This window comes from Micromonospora sp. CPCC 205739 (assembly GCF_036906795.1).
Lineage (GTDB): Bacteria > Actinomycetota > Actinomycetes > Mycobacteriales > Micromonosporaceae > Micromonospora.
Map to the genome: position 1 here is coordinate 64397 of NZ_JBAKHS010000023.1, position 19882 is coordinate 84278.

General features: G+C 72.9%; 20 protein-coding genes and 1 pseudogene. 12 read left to right on the forward strand and 9 right to left on the reverse strand.

Annotation, left to right across the window (positions count from 1 at the left end; translation table 11 throughout):
* The first annotated feature begins 266 nt into the window (after positions 1-266).
* The 3 genes from V6U88_RS25765 to V6U88_RS25775 all read left to right on the forward strand — a co-directional run bounded on the left by V6U88_RS25765 (position 267) and on the right by V6U88_RS25775 (position 4583).
* Positions 267-1151, forward strand: a complete 885-nt coding sequence (locus V6U88_RS25765) for an IniB N-terminal domain-containing protein (RefSeq protein WP_334456849.1) — start codon at positions 267-269, stop codon at positions 1149-1151.
* Between the two features lie 115 nt (positions 1152-1266).
* Positions 1267-3117: a dynamin family protein gene (locus V6U88_RS25770; protein ID WP_334456852.1), complete on the forward strand. Its 1851-nt coding sequence runs from the start codon at positions 1267-1269 to the stop codon at positions 3115-3117.
* Positions 3114-4583: a dynamin family protein gene (locus tag V6U88_RS25775; protein ID WP_334456854.1), complete on the forward strand. Its 1470-nt coding sequence runs from the start codon at positions 3114-3116 to the stop codon at positions 4581-4583. The genes V6U88_RS25770 and V6U88_RS25775 overlap by 4 nt, the downstream gene beginning before the upstream one ends.
* A 64-nt stretch (positions 4584-4647) precedes the next feature.
* On the opposite strand, the gene V6U88_RS25780 is transcribed toward V6U88_RS25775, so the two are convergent.
* Positions 4648-5991 (reverse strand): glycoside hydrolase family 18 protein, encoded by a 1344-nt coding sequence (locus tag V6U88_RS25780; RefSeq protein WP_334456856.1) that lies wholly within the window; start codon positions 5989-5991, stop codon positions 4648-4650.
* A 114-nt stretch (positions 5992-6105) separates the two neighbouring features.
* Positions 6106-7068 carry an ATP-dependent DNA ligase gene (locus tag V6U88_RS25785; RefSeq protein ID WP_334456858.1) on the reverse strand — a complete coding sequence of 321 codons (963 nt, stop codon included), beginning with the start codon at positions 7066-7068 and terminating at the stop codon, positions 6106-6108.
* Positions 7069-7397: 329 nt separating this feature from the next.
* On the opposite strand from V6U88_RS25785, the gene V6U88_RS25790 reads away from it, so the two are divergent.
* From V6U88_RS25790 to V6U88_RS25800, 3 genes are read left to right on the forward strand one after another with little or no spacing between them, the layout of a single operon-like run.
* Positions 7398-8852 carry a PQQ-dependent sugar dehydrogenase gene (locus V6U88_RS25790; protein ID WP_334456861.1) on the forward strand — a complete coding sequence of 485 codons (1455 nt, stop codon included), beginning with the start codon at positions 7398-7400 and terminating at the stop codon, positions 8850-8852.
* Positions 8849-9415, forward strand: coding sequence for a hypothetical protein (locus tag V6U88_RS25795; RefSeq protein WP_334456863.1), 567 nt, complete (start codon positions 8849-8851; stop codon positions 9413-9415). Before V6U88_RS25790 ends, V6U88_RS25795 begins: the two co-directional genes overlap by 4 nt.
* A 41-nt stretch (positions 9416-9456) precedes the next feature.
* A complete protein-coding gene (locus V6U88_RS25800) occupies positions 9457-10125 on the forward strand; it encodes a TVP38/TMEM64 family protein (RefSeq protein ID WP_334456865.1) in 669 nt (222 codons plus the stop codon).
* Positions 10126-10134: 9 nt separating this feature from the next.
* Here V6U88_RS25800 and V6U88_RS25805 read toward each other — a convergent pair whose 3' ends face one another.
* Positions 10135-10647 carry a DUF488 domain-containing protein gene (locus tag V6U88_RS25805; protein ID WP_334456868.1) on the reverse strand — a complete coding sequence of 171 codons (513 nt, stop codon included), beginning with the start codon at positions 10645-10647 and terminating at the stop codon, positions 10135-10137.
* A gap of 239 nt (positions 10648-10886) precedes the next feature.
* Here V6U88_RS25805 and V6U88_RS25810 point away from each other — a divergent pair, with 239 nt between their 5' ends.
* A complete protein-coding gene (locus V6U88_RS25810; RefSeq protein ID WP_334456871.1) occupies positions 10887-11363 on the forward strand; it encodes a MarR family winged helix-turn-helix transcriptional regulator in 477 nt (158 codons plus the stop codon).
* 34 nt (positions 11364-11397) lie between these two features.
* Here V6U88_RS25810 and V6U88_RS25815 read toward each other — a convergent pair whose 3' ends face one another.
* The 5 genes from V6U88_RS25815 to V6U88_RS25835 form a co-directional block, all read right to left on the reverse strand.
* Positions 11398-11847, reverse strand: a complete 450-nt coding sequence (locus V6U88_RS25815) for a MerR family transcriptional regulator (protein ID WP_334456874.1) — start codon at positions 11845-11847, stop codon at positions 11398-11400.
* Positions 11844-12197, reverse strand: coding sequence for a hypothetical protein (locus V6U88_RS25820; RefSeq protein ID WP_334456877.1), 354 nt, complete (start codon positions 12195-12197; stop codon positions 11844-11846). Before V6U88_RS25820 ends, V6U88_RS25815 begins: the two co-directional genes overlap by 4 nt.
* A gap of 58 nt (positions 12198-12255) precedes the next feature.
* Positions 12256-12732 carry a heme-degrading domain-containing protein gene (locus tag V6U88_RS25825; RefSeq protein ID WP_334456879.1) on the reverse strand — a complete coding sequence of 159 codons (477 nt, stop codon included), beginning with the start codon at positions 12730-12732 and terminating at the stop codon, positions 12256-12258.
* 156 nt (positions 12733-12888) lie between these two features.
* Positions 12889-13377, reverse strand: coding sequence for a DUF5994 family protein (locus tag V6U88_RS25830; RefSeq protein WP_334456882.1), 489 nt, complete (start codon positions 13375-13377; stop codon positions 12889-12891).
* A 3-nt stretch (positions 13378-13380) separates the two neighbouring features.
* Positions 13381-13668, reverse strand: coding sequence for a LapA family protein (locus V6U88_RS25835; RefSeq protein WP_334456885.1), 288 nt, complete (start codon positions 13666-13668; stop codon positions 13381-13383).
* Between the two features lie 742 nt (positions 13669-14410).
* Here V6U88_RS25835 and V6U88_RS25840 point away from each other — a divergent pair.
* The 5 genes from V6U88_RS25840 to V6U88_RS25860 all read left to right on the forward strand — a co-directional run bounded on the left by V6U88_RS25840 (position 14411) and on the right by V6U88_RS25860 (position 19438).
* Complete coding sequence (locus V6U88_RS25840) at positions 14411-14584, forward strand: hypothetical protein (protein WP_334456887.1); 174 nt, start codon at positions 14411-14413, stop codon at positions 14582-14584.
* Positions 14581-15606 (forward strand): glycosyltransferase family 4 protein, encoded by a 1026-nt coding sequence (locus tag V6U88_RS25845; RefSeq protein ID WP_334456889.1) that lies wholly within the window; start codon positions 14581-14583, stop codon positions 15604-15606. The genes V6U88_RS25840 and V6U88_RS25845 overlap by 4 nt, the downstream gene beginning before the upstream one ends.
* A 162-nt stretch (positions 15607-15768) precedes the next feature.
* The gene (locus V6U88_RS25850) at positions 15769-16905 is read left to right on the forward strand and encodes a glycosyltransferase (protein ID WP_334456892.1); all 1137 of its coding nucleotides are present in this window, start codon (positions 15769-15771) and stop codon (positions 16903-16905) included.
* Positions 16902-17954, forward strand: a complete 1053-nt coding sequence (locus tag V6U88_RS25855; RefSeq protein ID WP_334456894.1) for a glycosyltransferase — start codon at positions 16902-16904, stop codon at positions 17952-17954. The genes V6U88_RS25850 and V6U88_RS25855 overlap by 4 nt, the downstream gene beginning before the upstream one ends.
* The gene (locus tag V6U88_RS25860; protein WP_334456895.1) at positions 17951-19438 is read left to right on the forward strand and encodes a glycoside hydrolase family 130 protein; all 1488 of its coding nucleotides are present in this window, start codon (positions 17951-17953) and stop codon (positions 19436-19438) included. Before V6U88_RS25855 ends, V6U88_RS25860 begins: the two co-directional genes overlap by 4 nt.
* A 68-nt stretch (positions 19439-19506) precedes the next feature.
* On the opposite strand, the pseudogene V6U88_RS25865 reads toward V6U88_RS25860, so the two are convergent.
* Positions 19507-19882 (reverse strand): annotated as a pseudogene (locus V6U88_RS25865) (ice-binding family protein); the annotation flags it as partial.

The following is a 19882-nucleotide window of genomic DNA, read 5'->3' on the forward strand; positions in this document are numbered from 1 at the left end:
GCGACGGTGTCCGCACCGTGCGGCGACCCACCCCCGGCGAAACCCCGTGGGCTCCTACGTTCGTACCAGAGATCGCTCCGGCATCGGGACCCTAACTCTGGCCGGCCCGGATCCCCCGGTCCCCCTAATGGACGAGGCCTTCGGCACCCTAATCCGGCGGGGCGGATTGCGGGCCGATCCCCGATGACCGGTCCCGGCCGGCGGCCCTAACGTCGCTGTCGACGATCACGGTCGCTGACGCCCTACGTCCGAGGAGAACGGCACACATGGACCAGACCCTGCACGACTTCGTGCTCAACCTGCTGACCAACGCCGACGCGAAGTCGGCGTTCGACCTGGACCCGGAGGGCGCGCTCCAGGCCGCCGGGCTCACCGACATCACCGCCGCCGACGTGCAGGACGTGGTGCCGCTGGTGGTCGACTACGCCCCGGCGTACGGGCTCGCGCCGGTGGCCTCGGTGGCCGGGCAGGTCGGCGTCGACCCGCTGCTGCCCGACACCACCGACGTGGTCGGCCAGCTGCAGAGCGTGACGCAGGATCTCACCATCAGCAGCACCTACTCCGGTGTGGACGTCAAGGCCGGTGTGGTGGGCGCGATCGCCGTCGACCCGAGCAGCATCGCCGTCGGGGCGGGGCTGCTGCCCGGGATCGGCGTGGGCGTCGGGCCGGGTGGCGTCGCCACCGACCTCACCGGGGTGCACGACGTGACGCACACCCTCGACGCCGACGTGGTGGGCGCGGTGGACACCGTGGCCGACCCGGTGGTCAGCGACGTGACCGGCACGGTCGGCAACCCGGGCGCCCTGCTCGACGGCACCGACGCCGGCCTGCTCGGCACCCCGGACGGCCTGCTGGGCAGCGACGGCCTGCTCGGCGCCACCCAGGGCCAGGTGGGCGGCGTCGTCGACTCGCTCGGCGTCGACGCCACCGTCGGCGGGCTCGGCCTCGACAACGTCGGCGGCGTGCTCCCGACGGTCGACGGCACGGTGGGCGGCGTGACGCACCAGGTGGACGGGGTCCTCTCCGGCGTCACGGGCACGGGCGGTGGCGTGAGCGGCGACGTCAACGGCGGCGTCAGCGGCGGCGTCAACGCTGACGCGTCCGCGTCGGCCGACGCCGGGCTGGTGGGTTTCGGCGACGGTCTGCTCTGACCAGGGTCCACGGGCAGCGGAAGGCCGGATCGCCTCGGGCGGTCCGGCCTTCTCCCTGCCCCAATTCGGATCCCCTCTTGATAATTGATCCGGAATCCGCACACTTGGTGCGGTGATGGCGGGGATCTGGCTGGACGTGCTCGACGAGATCGCCCGTACGTGCCGGGAACACGGACGGGCGGACCTCCTTCAGGCCGTCCGGCAGAAACGCGCCCAGCTGCTCGACCCGAAGCTGCGCGTCCTGGTCCTCGGCGAACCGAACCAGGGCAAGAGCCAGCTCGTCAACGCGATCCTGAACGCTCCGGTGTGCCCGGTCGGCGACGGTCGCACCACCGTCCTGCCGACCGTGGTGCAGCACGCCGAGGTCGCGTCGGCCACGGTGGTCCAGGCGGCGTCCGCCCCCGCACGGCCGGCCGGCACCGCCGTGCCGATGGTCGAGCGGACCCCGGTGCCGCTGGACCAGATCGCGGCCGGGGTGGCCGGCACGTTCGGGCGCCGGCCCGGCGGTAGCCCGGGGTACGTCGAGATCGGACTGCCGCGCGCGCTGCTCGGCGCGGGGCTCGTGCTGGTGGACACGGCGGGCACCGACGAGGTGGCCATGATCGGCGCCGCCGCCCCGGCCGCCTCGCTCCACCGCGCCGACGCGGTGCTGCTCGTCTCCGACTCGACCCGGGAACTCTCGGTCGCCGAGCTGAACATGCTGCTGCACGTCACCCGGTCGCACCCCAATGTGGTGGTGGTGCAGACCAAGATCGACCTGGTACCGGACTGGCGGGCGGTCGCCGAGCGCAACCGGCAGCACCTGGCCCAGGCCGGCATACCGGCGGCGCTGATCCCGGTGTCGGCGGCGTTGCGGCTCCGCGCGGCCGCCGCCGACGACCACGGGCTCAACGCCGAGTCGGGCTTCCCGCCGCTGATCGCCCGCCTGCAGCGCGACCTGACCGGCAAGGCCGACGTGCTGGCCCGAGCCTCGGTGGCGATGATCACCCGTACCGTGGTGGAGCAGCTCGCCGCGCCGCTGCGCGCCGAGCTGGAGAGCCAGGCGACGGAGGAACAGTCCGGTCCGATCTCCCGGCTGCACGCGGCCCAGCGCGAGGTCGACGAGCTGCGGCGGTGCTCCACCCGCTGGCAGAACACGCTCAACGACGAGATGGCCGACCTGCTCTCCGACATCGAGTACGACCTGCGTGACCGGACCCGGCAGATTCTGCGGATGGTCGACGAGGCGTTCGACACGGCCGACCCGCTGGTCGCCTGGGACACCTTCCAGGAGTGGCTGCAACGCAGCCTGGTCGAGGCCGCGGAGGCGAACCACGAGTGGTTGGCCCAGCGCTGCGACTGGGTGGCCCGGCGGGTCGCCGACAACTTCGCCCGGTACGGCTACGACGTGCTGCCGCCCTGGTCGATGACGGTGCCGGAGGACCTCGTGGACCGGCTGCCGGAGATCGAGCGGCCGACCATCGACCGGTTCACCGCGAGCCAGAAGGTCATCACCGGCATGAAGGGTTCGTACGGTGGCCTGCTGATGTTCGGCCTGGCGATGACGCTGGCCGGCATGCCGATGATCAACCCGGTGTCGATCGGCGCCGGCGCACTCTTCGGCGGCAAGAGCATCCGGGACGAGAGCAAGCAGCTGCTGCGCCGCCGCCAGGCGACCGTCAAGACGGCGATCCAGCGGTACGTCGACGACTTCTTCGTCCAGGCGGCCAAGGGCTGCCGGGACACCACCCGGCAGGTGCAGCGGATGCTCCGGGACCACTTCACCGCGCTGACCGAGGAGTTGCAGGAGGCCATCGTCCAGTCGTTCCGGACGGCGAAGCAGGCCGCCGACACCGACGCGGCCGTCCGCGACCAGCGCCAGCGCGAGATCCGGCTGAAGATGACCCGGTTGGCCGCCGTCTACGAGCAGGCCCAGCAGTTGACCGCCCCCCGACCGGCCCCGACGCCGCTGGAGCCCCGAGCATGACCGTCGGCCTGCGGCTGGACGAGGCGGTCTGGGGGCTGCTGCACCAGGCCCTCCAGCACTATCGGGACAACCCCCGGGCGACCGGTCACCTCCGGCACCAGCTGGCCCGGCTGGAGAAACCGCTACGGGTCGCGATCGCCGGCCCGTGGCAGTCCGGCAAGTCGACCGTGCTGAACGCGATCATGGGTGAGGAGGTCGCGCCGGTCGACGGCCCGGACGGCAACGGCATCTTCACCTGGTACGAGGACGGTCCGCAGCCGCGTGCCACCGCCTACTCGAGCAATCAACCTCCGCAGGAGCTGACGGTGGTCAGGTCGGCGACCGGGATGCGGGTGGACCTCGTCGGCTGGCGGGCGGGGGAGCTGCGCGACATCGTGGTGCAGTGGCCGACCCGGGCGCTGCGGCAGGTGACCCTGATCGACACCCCGGCGATCAACGCCGCCGGCGAGCAGGGCCGGACCCCGGTCATGGACCGGGTGCTGCGGGACGCGGACGCGGTGCTGTACCTGACCCGCGACGCTCGCGGCACCGACCTGCAGGTGCTGGAGTCCACCCGGGAGAGCCGGGTCGGGCAGGCCGCCCCGGTGAACGTGATCATGGTGTTGTCCCGGGTCGACGAGACCGGCGGCGGACGGATCGACGCGCTGCTCACCGCCCGTCAGCTCGCCCGACGGCAGTACCGCGACCCCCGGGTGAACGCGCTCTGCGTGAACGTGGTGGCGTGCAGCGGGGCGATCGGCCTGGCCGGGCGGGTGCTCAGCGAGTCGGACTTCGCCGCGCTCGCGCAGTTGGCCCGGGTGTCCCGCGAGGAGCTGGAACCGCACCTGCTCTCCGCCGACCGCTTCGTCCGCGGTGAGCTGCCGGTACGGCTGGACGCCGAGACACGCGCCGCGCTGCTCGACCGGCTCGGCCTGGTCGGGGTGCGGCTGGCCACCACCCTCGTCCGTACCGGCTGCGACAGCCGGGGCAAGCTGGCGACCGAGCTGACCAGGCGCAGTGGCCTGACCGAGCTGCGCGAGTCGATCAACCGGTTCTTCGTCGACAGGCGGAACACGCTGAAGGCCCGCTCGGCGCTGGCCGCGGTGGAGGCGCTCGCGAAGGCCGAACCCGGCCCCGGCAGCGGGGAGCTGCTCACTGCGGTGGAGCAGATCCTCGCCGGTGCCCACGAGTTCCGGGAGCTGCGCCTGCTCGCGGCGCTGCGGACGACGAAGCTGGGGTTCGACGCCGAACCGGCCGCGGAGGCACAGCGCCTGGTCGGCGGCGATGGCGTGGACCTGGCCAGCCGACTCGGCCTGGAGCACGATGCGAGCGTGCAGCAGCTCTGGGAGGTCGCCTCCGACGCCCAGTGGCGCTGGCGCAACCGCGCGGAGGATCCGCTGCTGCGGCTGGCGCAGCGGCGGGGCGCGGAGGTCGTCGTCCGCAGCTGCGAGGGGATGCTCACCGAGCTGGCCGAAGGCGGCCGGTGACCGCGCCAACGCTGCTGCCTCCGCCGCGCGACCGGTCGGGCGGCAGAGGCAGCATCGGGTACGGCTACGGCGTGGCGAGCCCGAGCCCGATCGTCTTGGTCAACGTGGCGTTGTCGTCGTCGCCGTCCAAGGACCAGACCATCGCTCCGGCCAGGCCGGCCCGCCGGATGTACAGCGTCTTCTGCAGCACCACCGCCGGATCGTCGTACGTCCAGAAGGTCGTGCCGTCGAACAACCAGGCGTGCCCGGCACGCAGGTCGCGGTGGACGGTGAAGCCGCTGCCGGTCAGGGTCTTGAGCCGCCGGTAGTCCTCGTAACCGGCCTCGAAGGTGGCCGGCGCGGGCCCGGCCGCGGGCTGGAAGAGACCGTTCCCACCCCCGGTGACGCCGGTCCAGCCGCGACCGTAGTAGGGGATGCCGAGGACCAACTTTCCGCGCGGCGCACCGCGCGCGATCCAGCCGTTGATCGCCACCTCGGCGGAGAAGTCCGGGCTGTCCGGGGCTCCGGCCGGCACGCGCAGCGCCGACTGCTGGTTGGTCACCGGGTCCCAGGCGCCGTGGAAGTCGTACCCCTGGACCGTGGCGAAGTCCAGGTACGGGAAGATCTTGCGCCCCTCGTATCCGGCGTCCATGGTCGCCGGGTTGGCCGGCAGGAAGGCGGTCAGCGGGTGGTGCTCGCGGGTCGTCCGGCCGTACGCGTCGAGTTGCCGGCGGAACTCGGCGAGCAGCTTGGTGAAGTTCTCCCGGTCCTCGGGGCGGACCACGTTGCCCGGCTCGCCCGGCCAGTTCGGCCACTCCCAGTCCAGGTCGATGCCGTCGAAGACGCCGGCGGCGGCACCCGGGCCGCCGCTGCCACCGTCCAGGACGGGCAGGTTGCCCTTGAGGTAGAGGTCGATGCAGGAGGCGACGAACGCCCGGCGGGAGGCGTCGGTGCGGGCGGCGTTCGAGAAGTACGTCGACCAGCTCCACCCGCCCAGTGAGATCAGCACCTTCAGGTGGGGGTGCTTGGCCTTGAGCTTGGCCAGCTGGCCGAAATTGCCGTTGAGTGATTCACCCCAGGCGTCGGCGACCCCGTCGACGCTCTCCTCCGCCGGGACGGGACGCTGGTAGTCGGCCCAGGCGTCACCCTCGCCCGGCCCACCGTCCACATAGCAGCGCCCGTCCTCACTGACGTTGCCGAACGCGTAGTTGATGTGGGTGAGGCGGCTGGCCGCCCCGGAGGTGTCGAGCTTCTTGACCGGGAAGGTCCGGCCGTAGATGCCCCACTGGGTGAAGTAGCCGACCCGGTGGTACCCGGCCCGGCGGTCGCGGCTGTCATCCGCGCCCACGGCGGTCGGCGGGGCGGCGGTGACCAGCAGGGTCGCCATGGCGACGAGGGCGGTGAGGCGGCGGTGGCGCAACGGTCGCATCGGCACTCCACGACGGATGGAGGGAATTAGTAAAGAGACCTTGCTGATTGACGACGCTAAACGGATCAACACCGCGCGGTCAAGAGCCGCCCGGTGCGGAGCACGCCGTGGCGGTCAGGACCGGCCGTTGAGCGGCGGTACGTCGGTGACGGCGAGGTCGAGGCGTGGCCGTCGGTAGCGGACGAGGTGGCGCCACCGGTGGTGCTCGTAGGCGGTGTCGACGTCGATCTCCGCGGCGACGGTGGGGACGACCGGGACGTAGGGGAGGGGCTGTGGCCGCTCGAGCTGCCCGGTCCAGGAAGCCGGCAGTGGTTGCGGCCAGGGATGCTCCGGTGTGGTGGGGTGCGGAGTGAGCAGGTCCGCCAGCTCGGCGCGTTGGTCGGGGCGCAGGGTGTGGGTGCGGCCGGTGTACCGGAGCCGGCCGGTGTCGTCGAGGCGGCCGAGCAGAAGGATCTGCGGATCGGTGACGCTGGGGTTGACGCCGCCGATGATGGCTTCGGTGGTGTGGTAGGCGCGGTACTTCCGCCAGCCGCGCCGGTCGGGCTGGTAGCGGCTGTCGAGCTGCTTGATCAGGAGCCCTTCGATGCCGGCGGCGGTCCACGTCCGCAGCCACTCGCGTGCCTGGCCGACATCGGTGGTCTGCGGCGACAGGGTGAGCTGTGCCGGTGCGTCGGCGATCAGTGCGGCCAGCAGGGCGCGGCGCTGCGCGAGGGGCTCGTCGAGCAGCGGCCGGCCGGGCGGGGCGCTGAGGAGGTCGAAGACCACGTAGTGCGCGGGGTGCCGGTTGACCAGGGCCGCACGTTGGGCGCCCGCGGTGACACGCCGCTGCAGCTGGGCGAAGTCCGTCCGGTCACCCTCCCAGACCACCAGTTCCCCGTCGAGGACCGTCCCGGGTGCCACCGCGCGGCGGACCGCCTCCACGACGTCGGGGAAGTAGGTGCCGAGGTCGCGGCCGGCCCTGGACTGCAGGTAGACCCCGTCCTGGTGGCGGAAGGCGAGGGCGCGCCAGCCGTCCCACTTCGGCTCGTAGGACAGGCCTTCGCCTTCCGGCACCGTCTCGACAGCCTTCGCGAGCATCGGCGCCGTCGGTGGCCGGATCCTGCCACCCGTGGCGGGGGTGGTGCCGCGCCGGCGGCCCGGGCTCACCGGGGAGCGCACCTTCGATGAATCTGAACCGCCCTCACCTCCTTCCTCATGGTTGGACCGGGCGCGGGGCGGGCGCAGGCAGATGCAGAACGCTCAATGCCTGCACGGCACCGTTCTCGCACCTGATCGGAGGATGTGGCGATCTGTGGTGCGACAAGTCCGTATTGTCGCCTTCGGAACTGGACCCCCGGATCGGAGCAGGCCCGGCAGCAACCTCGCAAGCGGCGCGGCGGGCCGGACCGGCTCTCGAAGGACGTGTGATGACCTCTTTGTTGCCACTGTCGGTGGCGGTGGCGGAGCCCGAGGGGCTGAACCGCCTTCCCACGCCCGCACGACCGCGCGTCGACCCGGCCGACGTCGTGGTGCCGGACGGCTACCGCGTGGAGGTGGTGCTGGTCGGCCTGTCGATGCCCTGCGGGATGGGTTTCGCCGACGACGGCACGCTGTTCGTGCTGGAGGGCGGCAGCACCTGGCCCACCCGCCCCTACCTGCCCGCCCGGATCCTGCGACTGGACCCGGACGGCTCCCTCGACGTCGTCACCGAGGAGGCGCTCGGCGGGCCACGGCACGTCGCCGTCCACGACGGTGCGCTGCTCGTGTCGTGCAAGGGCGGCCGCAACGCCCGCATCGACCGGATCGAGCTGGCCACCGGCCGGCAGACGGTGCTCGTCGACGGGCTGCCCAACGGCGGTTGGCACGAACCCGGCGGACCGGTGTTCGGCCCCGACGGTCTGATGTACTTCGCCCAGGGTTCGGTGTCGCAGCAGGGAGTGGTGCTGCCGCAGGGATTCCAGGTCGACGTGGCGCGACACATCGGCGTCCACGACGTGCCCGGCGAGGATGTCGTCCTGACCGGGAACAACGTGCAGACCTACGACCCGACCGGGCCGTATCCGTACCTCGTGGAGACCGGCCCGTTCAAGCCGTTCGGCACCCCCGCCAAGCGGGGGGAGGTGGTACGGGGTGAGCTGAAGTGCAGTTCAGGGCTGTGGCGCGCCCACCCCGACGGCAGCGAGATGGAACTCGTGGCCTGGGGTCTGCGCAATCCCTACGGCATGGTGTTCGGAGAGGACGGCGAGCTGTACGTCTCCGACAACGACTTCGAGGAGACGGGCGACCGGGCGATCCAGGGAGACCCGGACCGCATCTGGCGCATCGACGCGGCGCGCACGCCACACGGCTCGATCGACCGGCCCGCCTGGTACGGGTTCCCGGACGTCTGTGGGGACGGCCTACCTGCCTGGCACACGTCGCACCTGCCCCGCCGCGGGCGGGCGGCCGAGCCGCTGCTGGAGAACCCGCCGCCGTGGGCCGGCCCGGCCATGTTCCTCGAGGAACCGCACTCGGCGATGACCGGCCTGGACGTCTCGCGCAGCGAGTCCTTCGGCTACCGCGGGCGGCTGTTCGCCTGCGAATGGGGCACCCTCGCGCCGCTGAACTCACCGGACCCGCGGGATCTGGAGCACGGATTCCGGGTGCTGGCGGTGGACCCGGCCGACGGCACGAGCGAGCCGTTCATGCGCAACCCGCGGCCCGGACCGGCGTCGGCGCTGGGCACCGGCGGGCTGGAGCGCCCGGTCGACGCCAAGTTCGCCCCCGACGGCAGCCTCTACGTGCTCGACTTCGGGGTCTCCCGGGTGATGCAGGAGACGCAGATGTCCTACGGCCACACCGGCGTGCTGTGGCGCGTCGTGCGGGACGGGAGCAGTTCGTGAACCCCCCGCTGCTGGTGGAAGTCGACGACGCCACCGTCCACGCACACCTGGACCGGGTCCGGCCCTGGCTGGTCACGACGCGCACGCTGCAGTCGGCGTATCGGAAGACTCTGCAGGAGACCGCCGACCAGGTGAGCGAGCCGCACATCCGAGCCTGGCTCCACGAGATAGCCGCACCCGCCGAGCGGCACGAGGCGGCCGTGGCGGACCTGCACCGTGCGTTCGGCCACGAGCCGGAGTCGGCAGGGGGAACCGCGGGCGGCATGGTCCCGCTCGTCGCGACCGTGCTCGGCGCCGCTCGTGAGCTGGTAGGGGAGGCGCAGGGCCTGGCCGCGGGCGCGCGGGGCCGGGCGTGGCGGCACATGCGGATGCTGCTGCTGAGCAACCTCGACGCGATGAGCGGGTTCGCCGTCGCCGAGCAGCTCGGCCTCGCGTTGGCCCGGCCGGCGGTGGTCGACATCACCTTCCCGATCGTGGCCGAGAAGTCACGTCACCAGCTGCTGATCCGCGAGTGCTTCCTGGAGATGGCCGCGAACGCGATCCTCTACCGGCGCGACATGTGAACGCCGGGCGGCACTGGGGATACCCGATCCTCCTCGCCGGGATGCCGGCCACGCTGGTAGCGGTCTTCGCCCTGGTCGAGGCGCTGGACGTACCCCTGCTGACCGACCCGTCGCCGCTGCTCGGCACGGCGGGCCCGGCCGCCGCGCTGGCCGGCGTGGCGCTGCTGCTGATCGACGTGGCGATGCCCGTCCCGTCCAGCCTGGTGATGGTGGCCAACGGAGCCCTGTTCGGCGTGCTCCCGGGCACCCTGTTGTCCCTCGTCGGTGGGCTCGGCGCCACGCTCGTCGCCTTCGGCCTCGGCCGACGGGGCCGCAGCCTGCTCCTGCGCACCACCACGCCGGCGCAACGCGCCCGCGCCGAGGCGCTGCTCCGGCGCTACGGGCTGCTCGCCGTGCTGGTCACCCGCCCGGTGCCGGTGCTCGCCGAGACCGTCGCGGTGCTCGCCGGTACCTCCGAGTTGGGCTGGCGCCGGGTCGCGCTGGCCGGCGGGGCGGGTGTGCTGCCGACCGCGGCGCTCTACGCGGCGGCCGGCGCCACCGCGCAGGCGGCGGTGAGCGGCACCGTCGCGTTCGTGGCGCTGCTCGCTCTCGCCGCGCTCACCGCAGCGCTGCTGCGTCGTGGGAAAGCTGTCCACGGCACGGAGGGGGGAGCCGAGCGACGCCCCGACCCGGTGCGGGATGCCGCCCGGGAACCGGCCGGCGGCGGGTGAGCGTTCCGATCAGCCGCGGTCCCAGATCACCAGGCCGTCCGGGCGCAGCCGGGCCCCCTCGGCCGTGGGATGAGGATTGAGCCGTCCGTCGGGCATGAGATGACGGACGGGTACGCCCCGGGCCAGCGTCGTCACGTCGGCGATCAGGCGGCGGTGGCACCGCCACCAGACCGCCTCGCTGCACATCACCGAGACGGTGCCGGTGCAGGCCTCCTCGAGCAGGAGGTCGAGGGCGGCGATGAACTCGGGCGTCCGGGTGTGTGCGGCATAGGCGCGGAAGGCAGGCACGGTCCACCAGGTGTCGGGATCCGCGCTGCCGGCGGGACTGTGCCGCCGGCCACCCAGGCGCTCGTCCCACCGATAGGCGATGCCCGATTCCGGCAGCCACCGCTGCAACGCCTCCTGGCGTACGTCCGGGTTGCGACGGCTGTGCGGAAACCGGCGTACGTCCACGATCGACCGGACGCCCGCCTCGGTCAACAAGCGGGTGAGCTGGGGGCGGTCGGCGGACCCGTGGCCCATCGTCAGCAGGGACGTTGCGCGGTCGGCGCCCGCCGGCGGATTCACCGCAGGGCCCGGCGAGTGGTCGGGTCGGCCGGGGACGGGGCGGACCAGGACAAAGCCCTCACCCCTGCCACGCTACGCCGGGTACGCCCATGCTGTGGGCGTGCCCGGCGTCCGGTGGGGATCAGGTGAAGTTGGCGCCGCCGTCGACCAGCAGTGACTGCTTAGTTCCTTCGTCAAGCAAGTATAGTGGGAGCATGTCCACCGTCACGTCGAACCCGACAGGGACTCCCGAAGGGGTCCAATCGCTCAATCCGGACGAGGAAGCCGTCGTCCGGGCTCTCAACCGGATCATCTATGCCCTGCCCCGCGCCATCGACGCCGACATGGTCCGCGAGCAGGCACTTCCCGCCATCGAGTACCAGGCTCTGATGCATCTCTCGGAGGCCCCCGAGCGGCGGCTGCGGATGAGCGAACTCGCCGCCGCCTGCGACATGTCGCTCAGCGGCATGAGCCGGGTGGTGCAGAAGCTGGAGAGCCAGGGGTACGTCCGGCGGGTCCGGTCCGAGGAGGACGCCCGTGGCTGGAACGCCGTCCTCACCGACGCGGGCTTCGCCCGCTTGGAGCAGGCCTGGCCGACGAGCCTGGCCGCCGTACGCCGGCACTTCCTCGATCACCTGGCGGGCCTGGACCTCAAGAAGCTCGCCGCCGCCCTGCACAAGGTGGCCACCTGAGCCGACGCCGGGCCGCCCGGGACGCTCCGGCGGATCAGCAGGTGTCGCCGGGGTCGTTCCGTTCGGCCAGATCAGCGAAGGGCAGGGGACAGCAGGAGTTGCCGGCGCACGCGACCAGGTCGTCACAGCCGGCCGAGACGGCCGCGCGCAGGGTGTCCCGGATGACGGTCAGGTCCGCCAACTTCTGTTCCACCTCGACCAGCTTCTGGCGAGCCCGGGCCTGCAGGCCGAGGTCCGGGTGGCTGCCGTGGTGGTGCCGGCCGGTATCGAGCAGCTCGGCGACCTCGTTGAGGGTGAAACCCAGACGTTGTGCGGTCTTGATGACCCGCAGCAGGGTCACCGTCTCGGCGGGGTAGAGCCGATGCCCGCCGGGTGACCGCTGCGGGGCGGTGAGCAGCCCGCGGCGCTCGTAGTAGCGCAGCGTCTGCAGGTTGACCCCGGCGGCGTCGGCCAGTTGGCCGCTGCGCAGACCGGCAGCGTTCATCTTTGATCCCGGGCGGACGCGGCCCGGGCGGCGAGCGCATCGAGCACGTCGACGTGTGCCATCGGCACCCGTACGTCCAAGGTCAACGAGTCCGGGTCAGGCCTGAAGAGGTGGAAGGCGAAGAACGAGCAGCAGGACGCCTCGCGGTCGGTCAGCTCCCGCGCCTCCTCCGCCACCCGCGCCGCGCCGTCGAGCCGCAACCGCAGATGCTGCGGCGACAGCCGGTCGACACCCCGCACGGCATCGCCGAAGAACCGATCGAACTCGGTGAGCCGAAGCGGCCGGTCGGCCGTCGGCAGGGTGCAGGCATCCGGAACCCACGCAGCTGCCGTGATGTGGTGGTTGCTCATGCCCCCGACGGTAAACCCGTACCCAGGTACCGGATGCAAGCCCGAGGCGGAGAGGTGCCTATCGCGAGGTCGCGCGAAGCATCTCGACGACGAAGCGGTGGTCGTCCAGTTGCGGCAGGCCGGACACGCCGAACCAGCCCACCACGCCGGTGCCGCGAACGCGCAGTGGCACCGCGCCGCCGGCGGCCGCGTACCGGGCGGCCGGCAGTCCGAACTTCTCCGCCAGGGTCACCTGCTGGTCCTGGCAGAGCCGCGCCATGTACAGCGACGAGTGCTCGAACCGCATCACCACCCGACCCTTGCGACGCAGCCACCCGTCGTTGTCCAGCGTCGAACCCGGCAGCCCGCAGTGGAACAACTGGCGCCCCGTCCGCCACACACCCACCGCGATCGGCAGCTGGCGTTCCTTCGCGGCGGCAACCGCCCGCATCCCCAACTCGTACGCGTCCGACTCGGACAGAGCCGGCAGCTCCAGCTCGCCCTCCTCGCGCAGCAACTCCTCGAGCGTCGGCCACGGTTCACGGTCGAGTGGCATACGCACCTCCTCCTCGTCGAGCGGCGGACTACGCCGGGTCTGGGTGACTCGCGGGGGCAGGTCGTTCAGGCCGTCTGTCCGTTCCCGGTGATTCTCGCAAACCCGATCGGTCCTCCTCCCCGATGGGCGAGACTCCGGCGACGTCCGTGCCACCCGCTAGACCGCGGACAGCTCGGCGCGGGTCGTCGCCGCCTGCGTCGGTGGCACCCGGACCGCGGCCAGGATGTCCGGCGCTCGCCTGAGGTTGGCCGGGTCGGCGGCGGTCGCCATCGCCCGCTCGGCTGCCGCCTGGGGAGTCGCGGGCGGCACCACCAGCAGGTCGACCTGGATGTCCCGGCCGGTGGTGGCGACCAGCACGGCGGGGTCGAGGGTGTCGAACCAGCCGAGCCGGACCACGTCCGGCCCGACGGTCAACCGGCGGAGCCGGTCGTCCCAGGCGTGGATGTTGAGCATGATGTGCCGGATCCGGCCGTGGCGTTCGGCCAGAGCCAGGACGAGGCCGGGAAGTTCGGCGGCCGGGTCCCGGGACCGCGGCCACCACCCGCCGTCCAGAACCGCCAGCCTCCGGGTGCCGCCGAGGACGAGCCGGGGTGCGGTGGGCGTCGAAGCCGCGTTCGTGGCGGCGCGTTGGCTGGTGACGGACATGGGTCAGCCTTCCTGGTGCGGTGGCGGGGCCTGGGCGACGCCGGTCGCCGGTCGGGAGGTCGGACCGGGCGGCTTCGCCGCTCGGGGCGCGGCACGGCGGGCGCGCATCCTCAGCTGCACGATCCGGGCGGTGCCGGGGAGGGCGACGAGCAGAACCCCGACGACCGCGGCCAGCAGGAGTGCCACCCCGAGCGGCAGGGCGACGTGTACGCCGAGGAACGTCACCTCGGCCCGCTGCCCGTTCTGCAGTACGAAGATCAGGAGCAGCAGGAGCACGATCGCGAACACCACGGCGACGATCCACAGGTCCCCGATTCGCGAGCGCTTCACCGGGAGGCGCAGGGGCGTCAGGCGAGAAGTGGCGGGACCGTCGTGTCCGTTCATGCGGGGAAGTGGGACGTGCCTGTTTCGGGGTGCGGTCATCACGAACCGCCGCCTTCCGAGGGGTACCCGACGTCGCTGGCTGCTGATCGGGGCCGGCGTGGCGTCGGGTGAGGGCAGGCCGGCGACGGACTGTCGCGGCCCGGCGTACCGGTGCGGGGGAGGGGCCGACCGGGGGACGCGACGGAGTCGGCGACCCGGCCGATAAGCGTGCGGCGGCGGGATGACGCGGCGGCTCCGTCTGGTGCGGCTGCGTCCGCCGGCAGCGGACCGTCAGTCACCGGAGTCCCGAGCGACACCGCAAGCGTACGCCTCCACCGCCGTCGCCGCTGTGCAGGCAGCTTCCGCACCGCCCGGCTTGCGGCGATGGTGCAGATCGACGCCGTGGGGCGTACGGTGAGCATGTCGCCCGGGCCTCCCGCTAGAGGCCGTCAGGTGCCGTCACCACCGGCTCGCCAGAGGCGTTGGGCGCTCGCCATCCGATCGCGCCGGCGCGCTCGTCTGTCGACTGGTCATCGTTCACGTCGCGGGCCGCACCGGTCCCGGAACGTCCGCCACCCACCCCGACCTCCGGTGGTGGGATCCGACCGGCCCGCCCACACCACCGTCCGTGCGCATGACGCTCCGGACGGCTTCACAGAGGAGTACAAGTATGAGGATCGCCAGGCACCGGATCGTCAGCCTTCTGCGCGAACGTGGCCAGCATTTCAGGGCCGACTGGGTCGAGCGCGAACTGCCGGAGCGGGTGAACTCCGCTGACCACGTCGGGCTGCTCGCCACCCTGCGCCTCGATCCGGCCGACCTCGCGGACGCGCCGTCCCCGTGAGGGTGGCGCTGCTCGGACCGGTCGCCTGGCGGACACCGCCGCACCACTACGGCCCCTGGGAGCAGGTGACCGGCCTGCTCGCCGAAGGGCTGGCCACCCGCGGCGTGGACGTGACGCTCTTCGCGACGCTGGACTCCGTCACCTCCGCACACCTCGACGGGGTGTGCCCCCGGGGGTACGCCGACGATCCCAGCATGGACGGGCGGGTGTGGGAGGCGATGCACGTCTCGCACGCCCTGGCCCGCTCGGGGCAGTTCGACCTGGTGCACAACCACCTCGACTGGTTGCCGCTGGCCTTCGCCGAGCACTGCCGCGCTCCGCTGCTCACCACCGTCCACGGCTTCTCCGGCGCCGGGATCCTCCCCGCGTACGCCCGGGCCCGCTCGTCCTACGTGTCGATCTCCGACGCGGACCGGAGCGCCGAGTTGGACTACGTCGCCACGGTGCACCACGGCGTCGACCTCACCGCGCTGCCGTTCACCCGCGACGCCGGCCCCGGCCTGGCCGCCTTCGGCCGGATCCATCCCGACAAGGGCACCCACACCGCCATCGAGATCGCCCGCCTCTCCGGCCGGCCCCTGACCATCTGCGGCATCGTGCAGGACGAGCGGTACTTCGCCGAACAGGTGGCCCCGCACATCGACGGCGACCAGGTCGTGTTCCTCGGATCGGTGGGTCCCCGACGACGAGCGGAGGTGCTGGGCGCCAGCACCGCCCTGCTGCACCCGATCGCCTTCGACGAGCCGTTCGGACTGTCGGTGGTGGAGTCGATGGCCTGCGGCACGCCGGTCGTCGCATACGCGCGAGGGTCCATGCCGGAGGTCGTCGACGACGGGGTGACGGGATTCCTCGTGCACAGCGTCGCGCAGGCCGTCGATGCCGTCACCCGGGTCGTCGGGCTCGACCGCGCCGGTTGCCGGGCGCGGGCCCGGGAGCGCTTCGGCGCCGACCGGATGGTCACCGACTATCTGGCCGTCTACGACGCGCTCATCGCCGACCGCAACGCCGAGCCTGCTCGGTGACCGGCGGATCCTGACGAACCGCGCCCGGTCAGGACCCCCACCCGCAGCCGATCCGCCCCGAATCCGTTCCGCCGGCCACACACGCTGGCCGGCGTGCGCCGTCACCGCGTGAGGCCCGCCCCCGTACTCCGGGCGGCGCCGACAACCGGAAGGCCCGACACCATGCCCAGCTACGGATTCCTCAGCACCCACCCGCCGACCCGGTGCGGACTGGCCACCTTCAACTCCGCCCTCGCCGCCCACCTGACCGCCGACGGCACGCGCGGTGGCATCGTCCGGGTCACCGACCGCGGCGACGACCAGCGGGCCGGGCCCGGGGTCGTGCACACCTGGTCGACGCGTACCCCCGCCGGCTGGCGGGACGCCGCGACCGCCCTGAACACCTTCGACGTGGCCGTCGTGCAGCACGAGTACGGCATCTACCCCGGCGCCGACGGCGAGGACGTCCTGCCGCTGCTGCGCCGGCTCGCCGTGCCGAGCATCGTGGTCCTGCACACCGTGCTCCGCCAGCCCTCCGCCCGGCAGCGGTCCCTGCTGGAGCAGATCGTCGCCGCCGCCGGCGCGGTCGTCACGATGACCGACACGGCGCGCGACCGGCTGCTCGTCGGCTACACCGTGCCCCCGGCCAAGGTCACGGTCATCCCGCACGGTGCCGCCGCGCACGTCGGCGTACCCACCGAACGCCGTACCCGCCCACACCTGCTGACCTGGGGACTGCTCGGTCCGGGCAAGGGCGTCGAGTGGTCGCTGCGAGCCCTCGCCCGGTTGCAGGACCTCGACCCGACACCCACCTACACGGTCGCGGGCCGGACCCACCCGAAGGTGGTCGAGCACCAGGGGGAGGCGTACCGGGCGGGACTGCACCGGCTCGGTGCGCAGTTGGGCGTCGCACACGCCGTGGACTACCAGGACGTCTACCACGACCAGATCACCCTCGGCCGGTTGATCCGCTCCGCCGACGTGGTCGTGCTGCCCTACGACTCCCACGAACAGGTCACCTCCGGCGTGCTCATCGAGGCGGTGGCCGCCGGGGTGCCCGTGGTGGCCACGGCGTTCCCGCACGCCGTCGAGCTGCTCACCGGCGGCCCCGGTCTGGTCGTACCCCATCGGGACCCGGCGGCGCTGGCCGTCGCCATCCGGCGGATCCTGACCGAGCCGGGCCTGGCCGTCCGGTTGGCCGACCGGGTCCGGCCGCTGGCCGAACACCTGCGGTGGCCGGCCGTGGCAGCCCGCTACGGCGCCCTCGCCGACGGGCTCGTCGCCGCCCGCCCGCCGGCGGTCAGCGCGGTGCCGGCGTGACCACCACCACCGGCCGCCCCCGCACGTCGGACAGCGGCCCCCGGCTGGCCGCACCCGGCCCGAGCTTCGCGCACCTGAGCCGGTTGAGCGACGACACCGGCCTGTTCGAGCACGCCCGGCACGCCATCGTCCGCCGGGAGCACGGCTACTGCACCGACGACGTCGCGCGCGGCCTGGTCGTCACCAGCCGTGAGCCGGAGCCGACCGACGAGGTCCTCCGGCTCGCGGAGTGCTACCTCGCCTTCCTGACCCACGCGCAGAACGCCGGGGGCGCCTTCCACAACCGGCTCGGTCACGACCGGCGCTGGGCCGACCAGCCCGGCCTCGGCGACTGGTGGGGCCGGGCGCTGTGGGGGCTGGGCACCGCCGCCGCCCGCAGTCCGGCCGCCTGGATCCGGGAGGAGGCGCTGGTCGCCTTCAGCCGGGGCGCCACCCGGCGCTCCCCGGCCCCGCACGCGATGGCCTTCGCCGGGCTCGGCGCCGCCGAGGTGCTGCGCCGCCATCCCGCTCACGCCGCCGCGGCCGCGCTGCTGACGGACGCGGCCACCGCCATCGGCGGCCCCGGGCACGACCCGCGCTGGGCCTGGCCCCAGCAGCAGCTGACCTACGCCAACGCGGCCCTCGCCGAGGTGGTCATCGCCGCCAGCCAGCTACGCCACGGTGGCCCACCGCTCGACGACGGGCTGCGGATGCTGACCTGGCTGCGGGACGTCCAACTCCTCGACGGGCGGCTGTCGGTCGTACCCGCCGGCGGGTGGCGGCGCGGCACGGAACGACCCCGCCACGACCAGCAGCCGATCGAGGTCGCCGCCCTCGCCGACGCCTGCGCCACCGCCGCCGCGCTCACCGGCGACCCCGCCTGGGAGACCGGCATACGGCAGGCGGTCGGATGGTTCCTCGGCGACAACGACGTCGGCACCGCGATGTGGGATCCGGCGACCGGCGGCGGCTACGACGGGCTGACCCCGCACGGACCCAACCTCAACCAGGGCGCCGAGTCCACCCTCGCCCTCATCGCCACCCTGCAGCACGCCCGGCGGTGGTCGTGACCGGACCCCTGGCCGTCCGGCAGGGCATCACCCTCACCCCGGATCCACGCCGGGTCATCGTCAAGCTCTTCGTCCCCGGTGAGGACGACGCGGTGGTACGCACCCGCGCACGGGCGCTCATCGACCGCGTCGCGCACCTCGACGACGAGGAGACCGGCAGGCTGCTGAGGGACACCTTCGACCGCTTCGGCGCCCGGCACCGCGACCTGGAAGGCACGTTCCACCACCACTACGACCTCGTCCGGCACCGCACCGCCCGGGCACGGGACCTTTCCCCCACAGCCCGGCTCCTGGTCGGCGCCTACTTCAGCCACGAGTACGCGGTCGAGGCCGCCGCACTGTGCAACCCGTCGATGGTGGCCCACCCCGACCAGAGCGCTCTGGTCGCCGGAGAGCTGCGCGTCGCGGTCAGCCTGCGCCAGATCGGCGAGGGTCACCTCTCCTCCATCGGGTTCGCCACCGCCGTCCTCGGACCCGGCAGCCGGCTCACCGTCGCCGACCGATCGGGTTCCCTGGTCGTCGGAGAACAGGTGGGCGTCCGGCACCGCCGGGACCTGCTCGCCGCCGGGCTGACCGAGGAGGACTGCGACAACGAGGTCACCGCCACCGTGGTGGACGCCCTGCCCGACCGGTACGACGAGGCCGCCTTCGAGCGGGTGCTCGGCAATCTGCCACCGGACCTGCTCTCCCGCAGCACCGGTCCGGCCGCCCTCGAACACCTGCGCCGCATCAACGCCGCCAGCTACGCCACGACCTTCCCCGCCGACACGGCCCTGCACGAACGGGTGCTCTGGCCGGCCACCCCGGCGGAGAGCAACGGCATGGAGGACGCCCGGTTCGTCAGGTTCACCGACGAGTCCGGACCGGTGTACCGGGCCACCTACACCGCCTACGACGGACGGCGCATCGCCACCCGCGCGCTGGCCAGCACCGACCTGCGCCGCTTCGAGATCACCCCGATGCGCGGGCCGGGCACCCGCAACAAGGGTGTCGCGCTCTTCCCCCGTACCGTCGGCGGCCGTCACCTCGCGCTGTGCCGCGCCGACGGCGAGACGATCGGTCTGACCTGCCTGGACGGCGAGAACCGGTGGCAGGAGCCGAAGCCGCTGCACGGCCCCCGCGACAGCTGGGAGCTGATCCAGGTCGGCAACTGCGGATCTCCCATCGAAACCGACGCCGGCTGGCTCGTGCTCACCCACGGTGTCGGCCCGATGCGCCGGTACGCCGTCGGCGCGCTCCTGCTCGACCTGCATCGACCCGACCGGGTCGTCGCGCGGCTCCCCGGCCCGCTCCTGTCGCCCGACGAGGCCGACCGGGACGGATACGTACCGAACGTCGTCTACTCCTGTGGCGGGCTCGTCCACGCCGGCGAGCTGTGGCTGCCGTACGGGGCCAGCGACGCCCGGGTCGGGTTCGCCACCGTACCGGTGGCCGCCCTCGTCGCGGCGATGGTGGAGTCCACGCCGAACGATCGGGACGGTTGAGTGTCGGGGTTCGGCGCAGTGCGCCTCGGGGGCCCCGGCGGCCGTCACCGGCCGCCGGGGCCTGCCGGTCAGGACTCCGACATCCGGCGTCGGTAGAGGAGCAGCAGGGCTGCGCCGGTGGTGACGGCGATGCTGCCGATTCCCGTCAGGACGGGCACCAGTGCGCCACCGCCGCTGCCGCCGGTGACGGGCAGTTGGCTACGGGTGGGCGTGGGCGAACCGGTCGGGGTGCCCGTGGGCGTCCCGGTCGGCGTGCCGGTCGGCGTGCCCGTCGGGGTGCCCGTTGGCGTGCCGGTCGGGGTGCCCGTGGGCGTCCCGGTCGGCGTGCCCGTGGGCGTGCCCGTTGGCGTGCCGGTGGGTGTGCCGGTGGGGGTGGCGGTGGGGGTTCCGGTCGGTTGTAGGCAGACGGGGGCGTTGATGGTGTTGGTGTCGAGGGTGACCGCG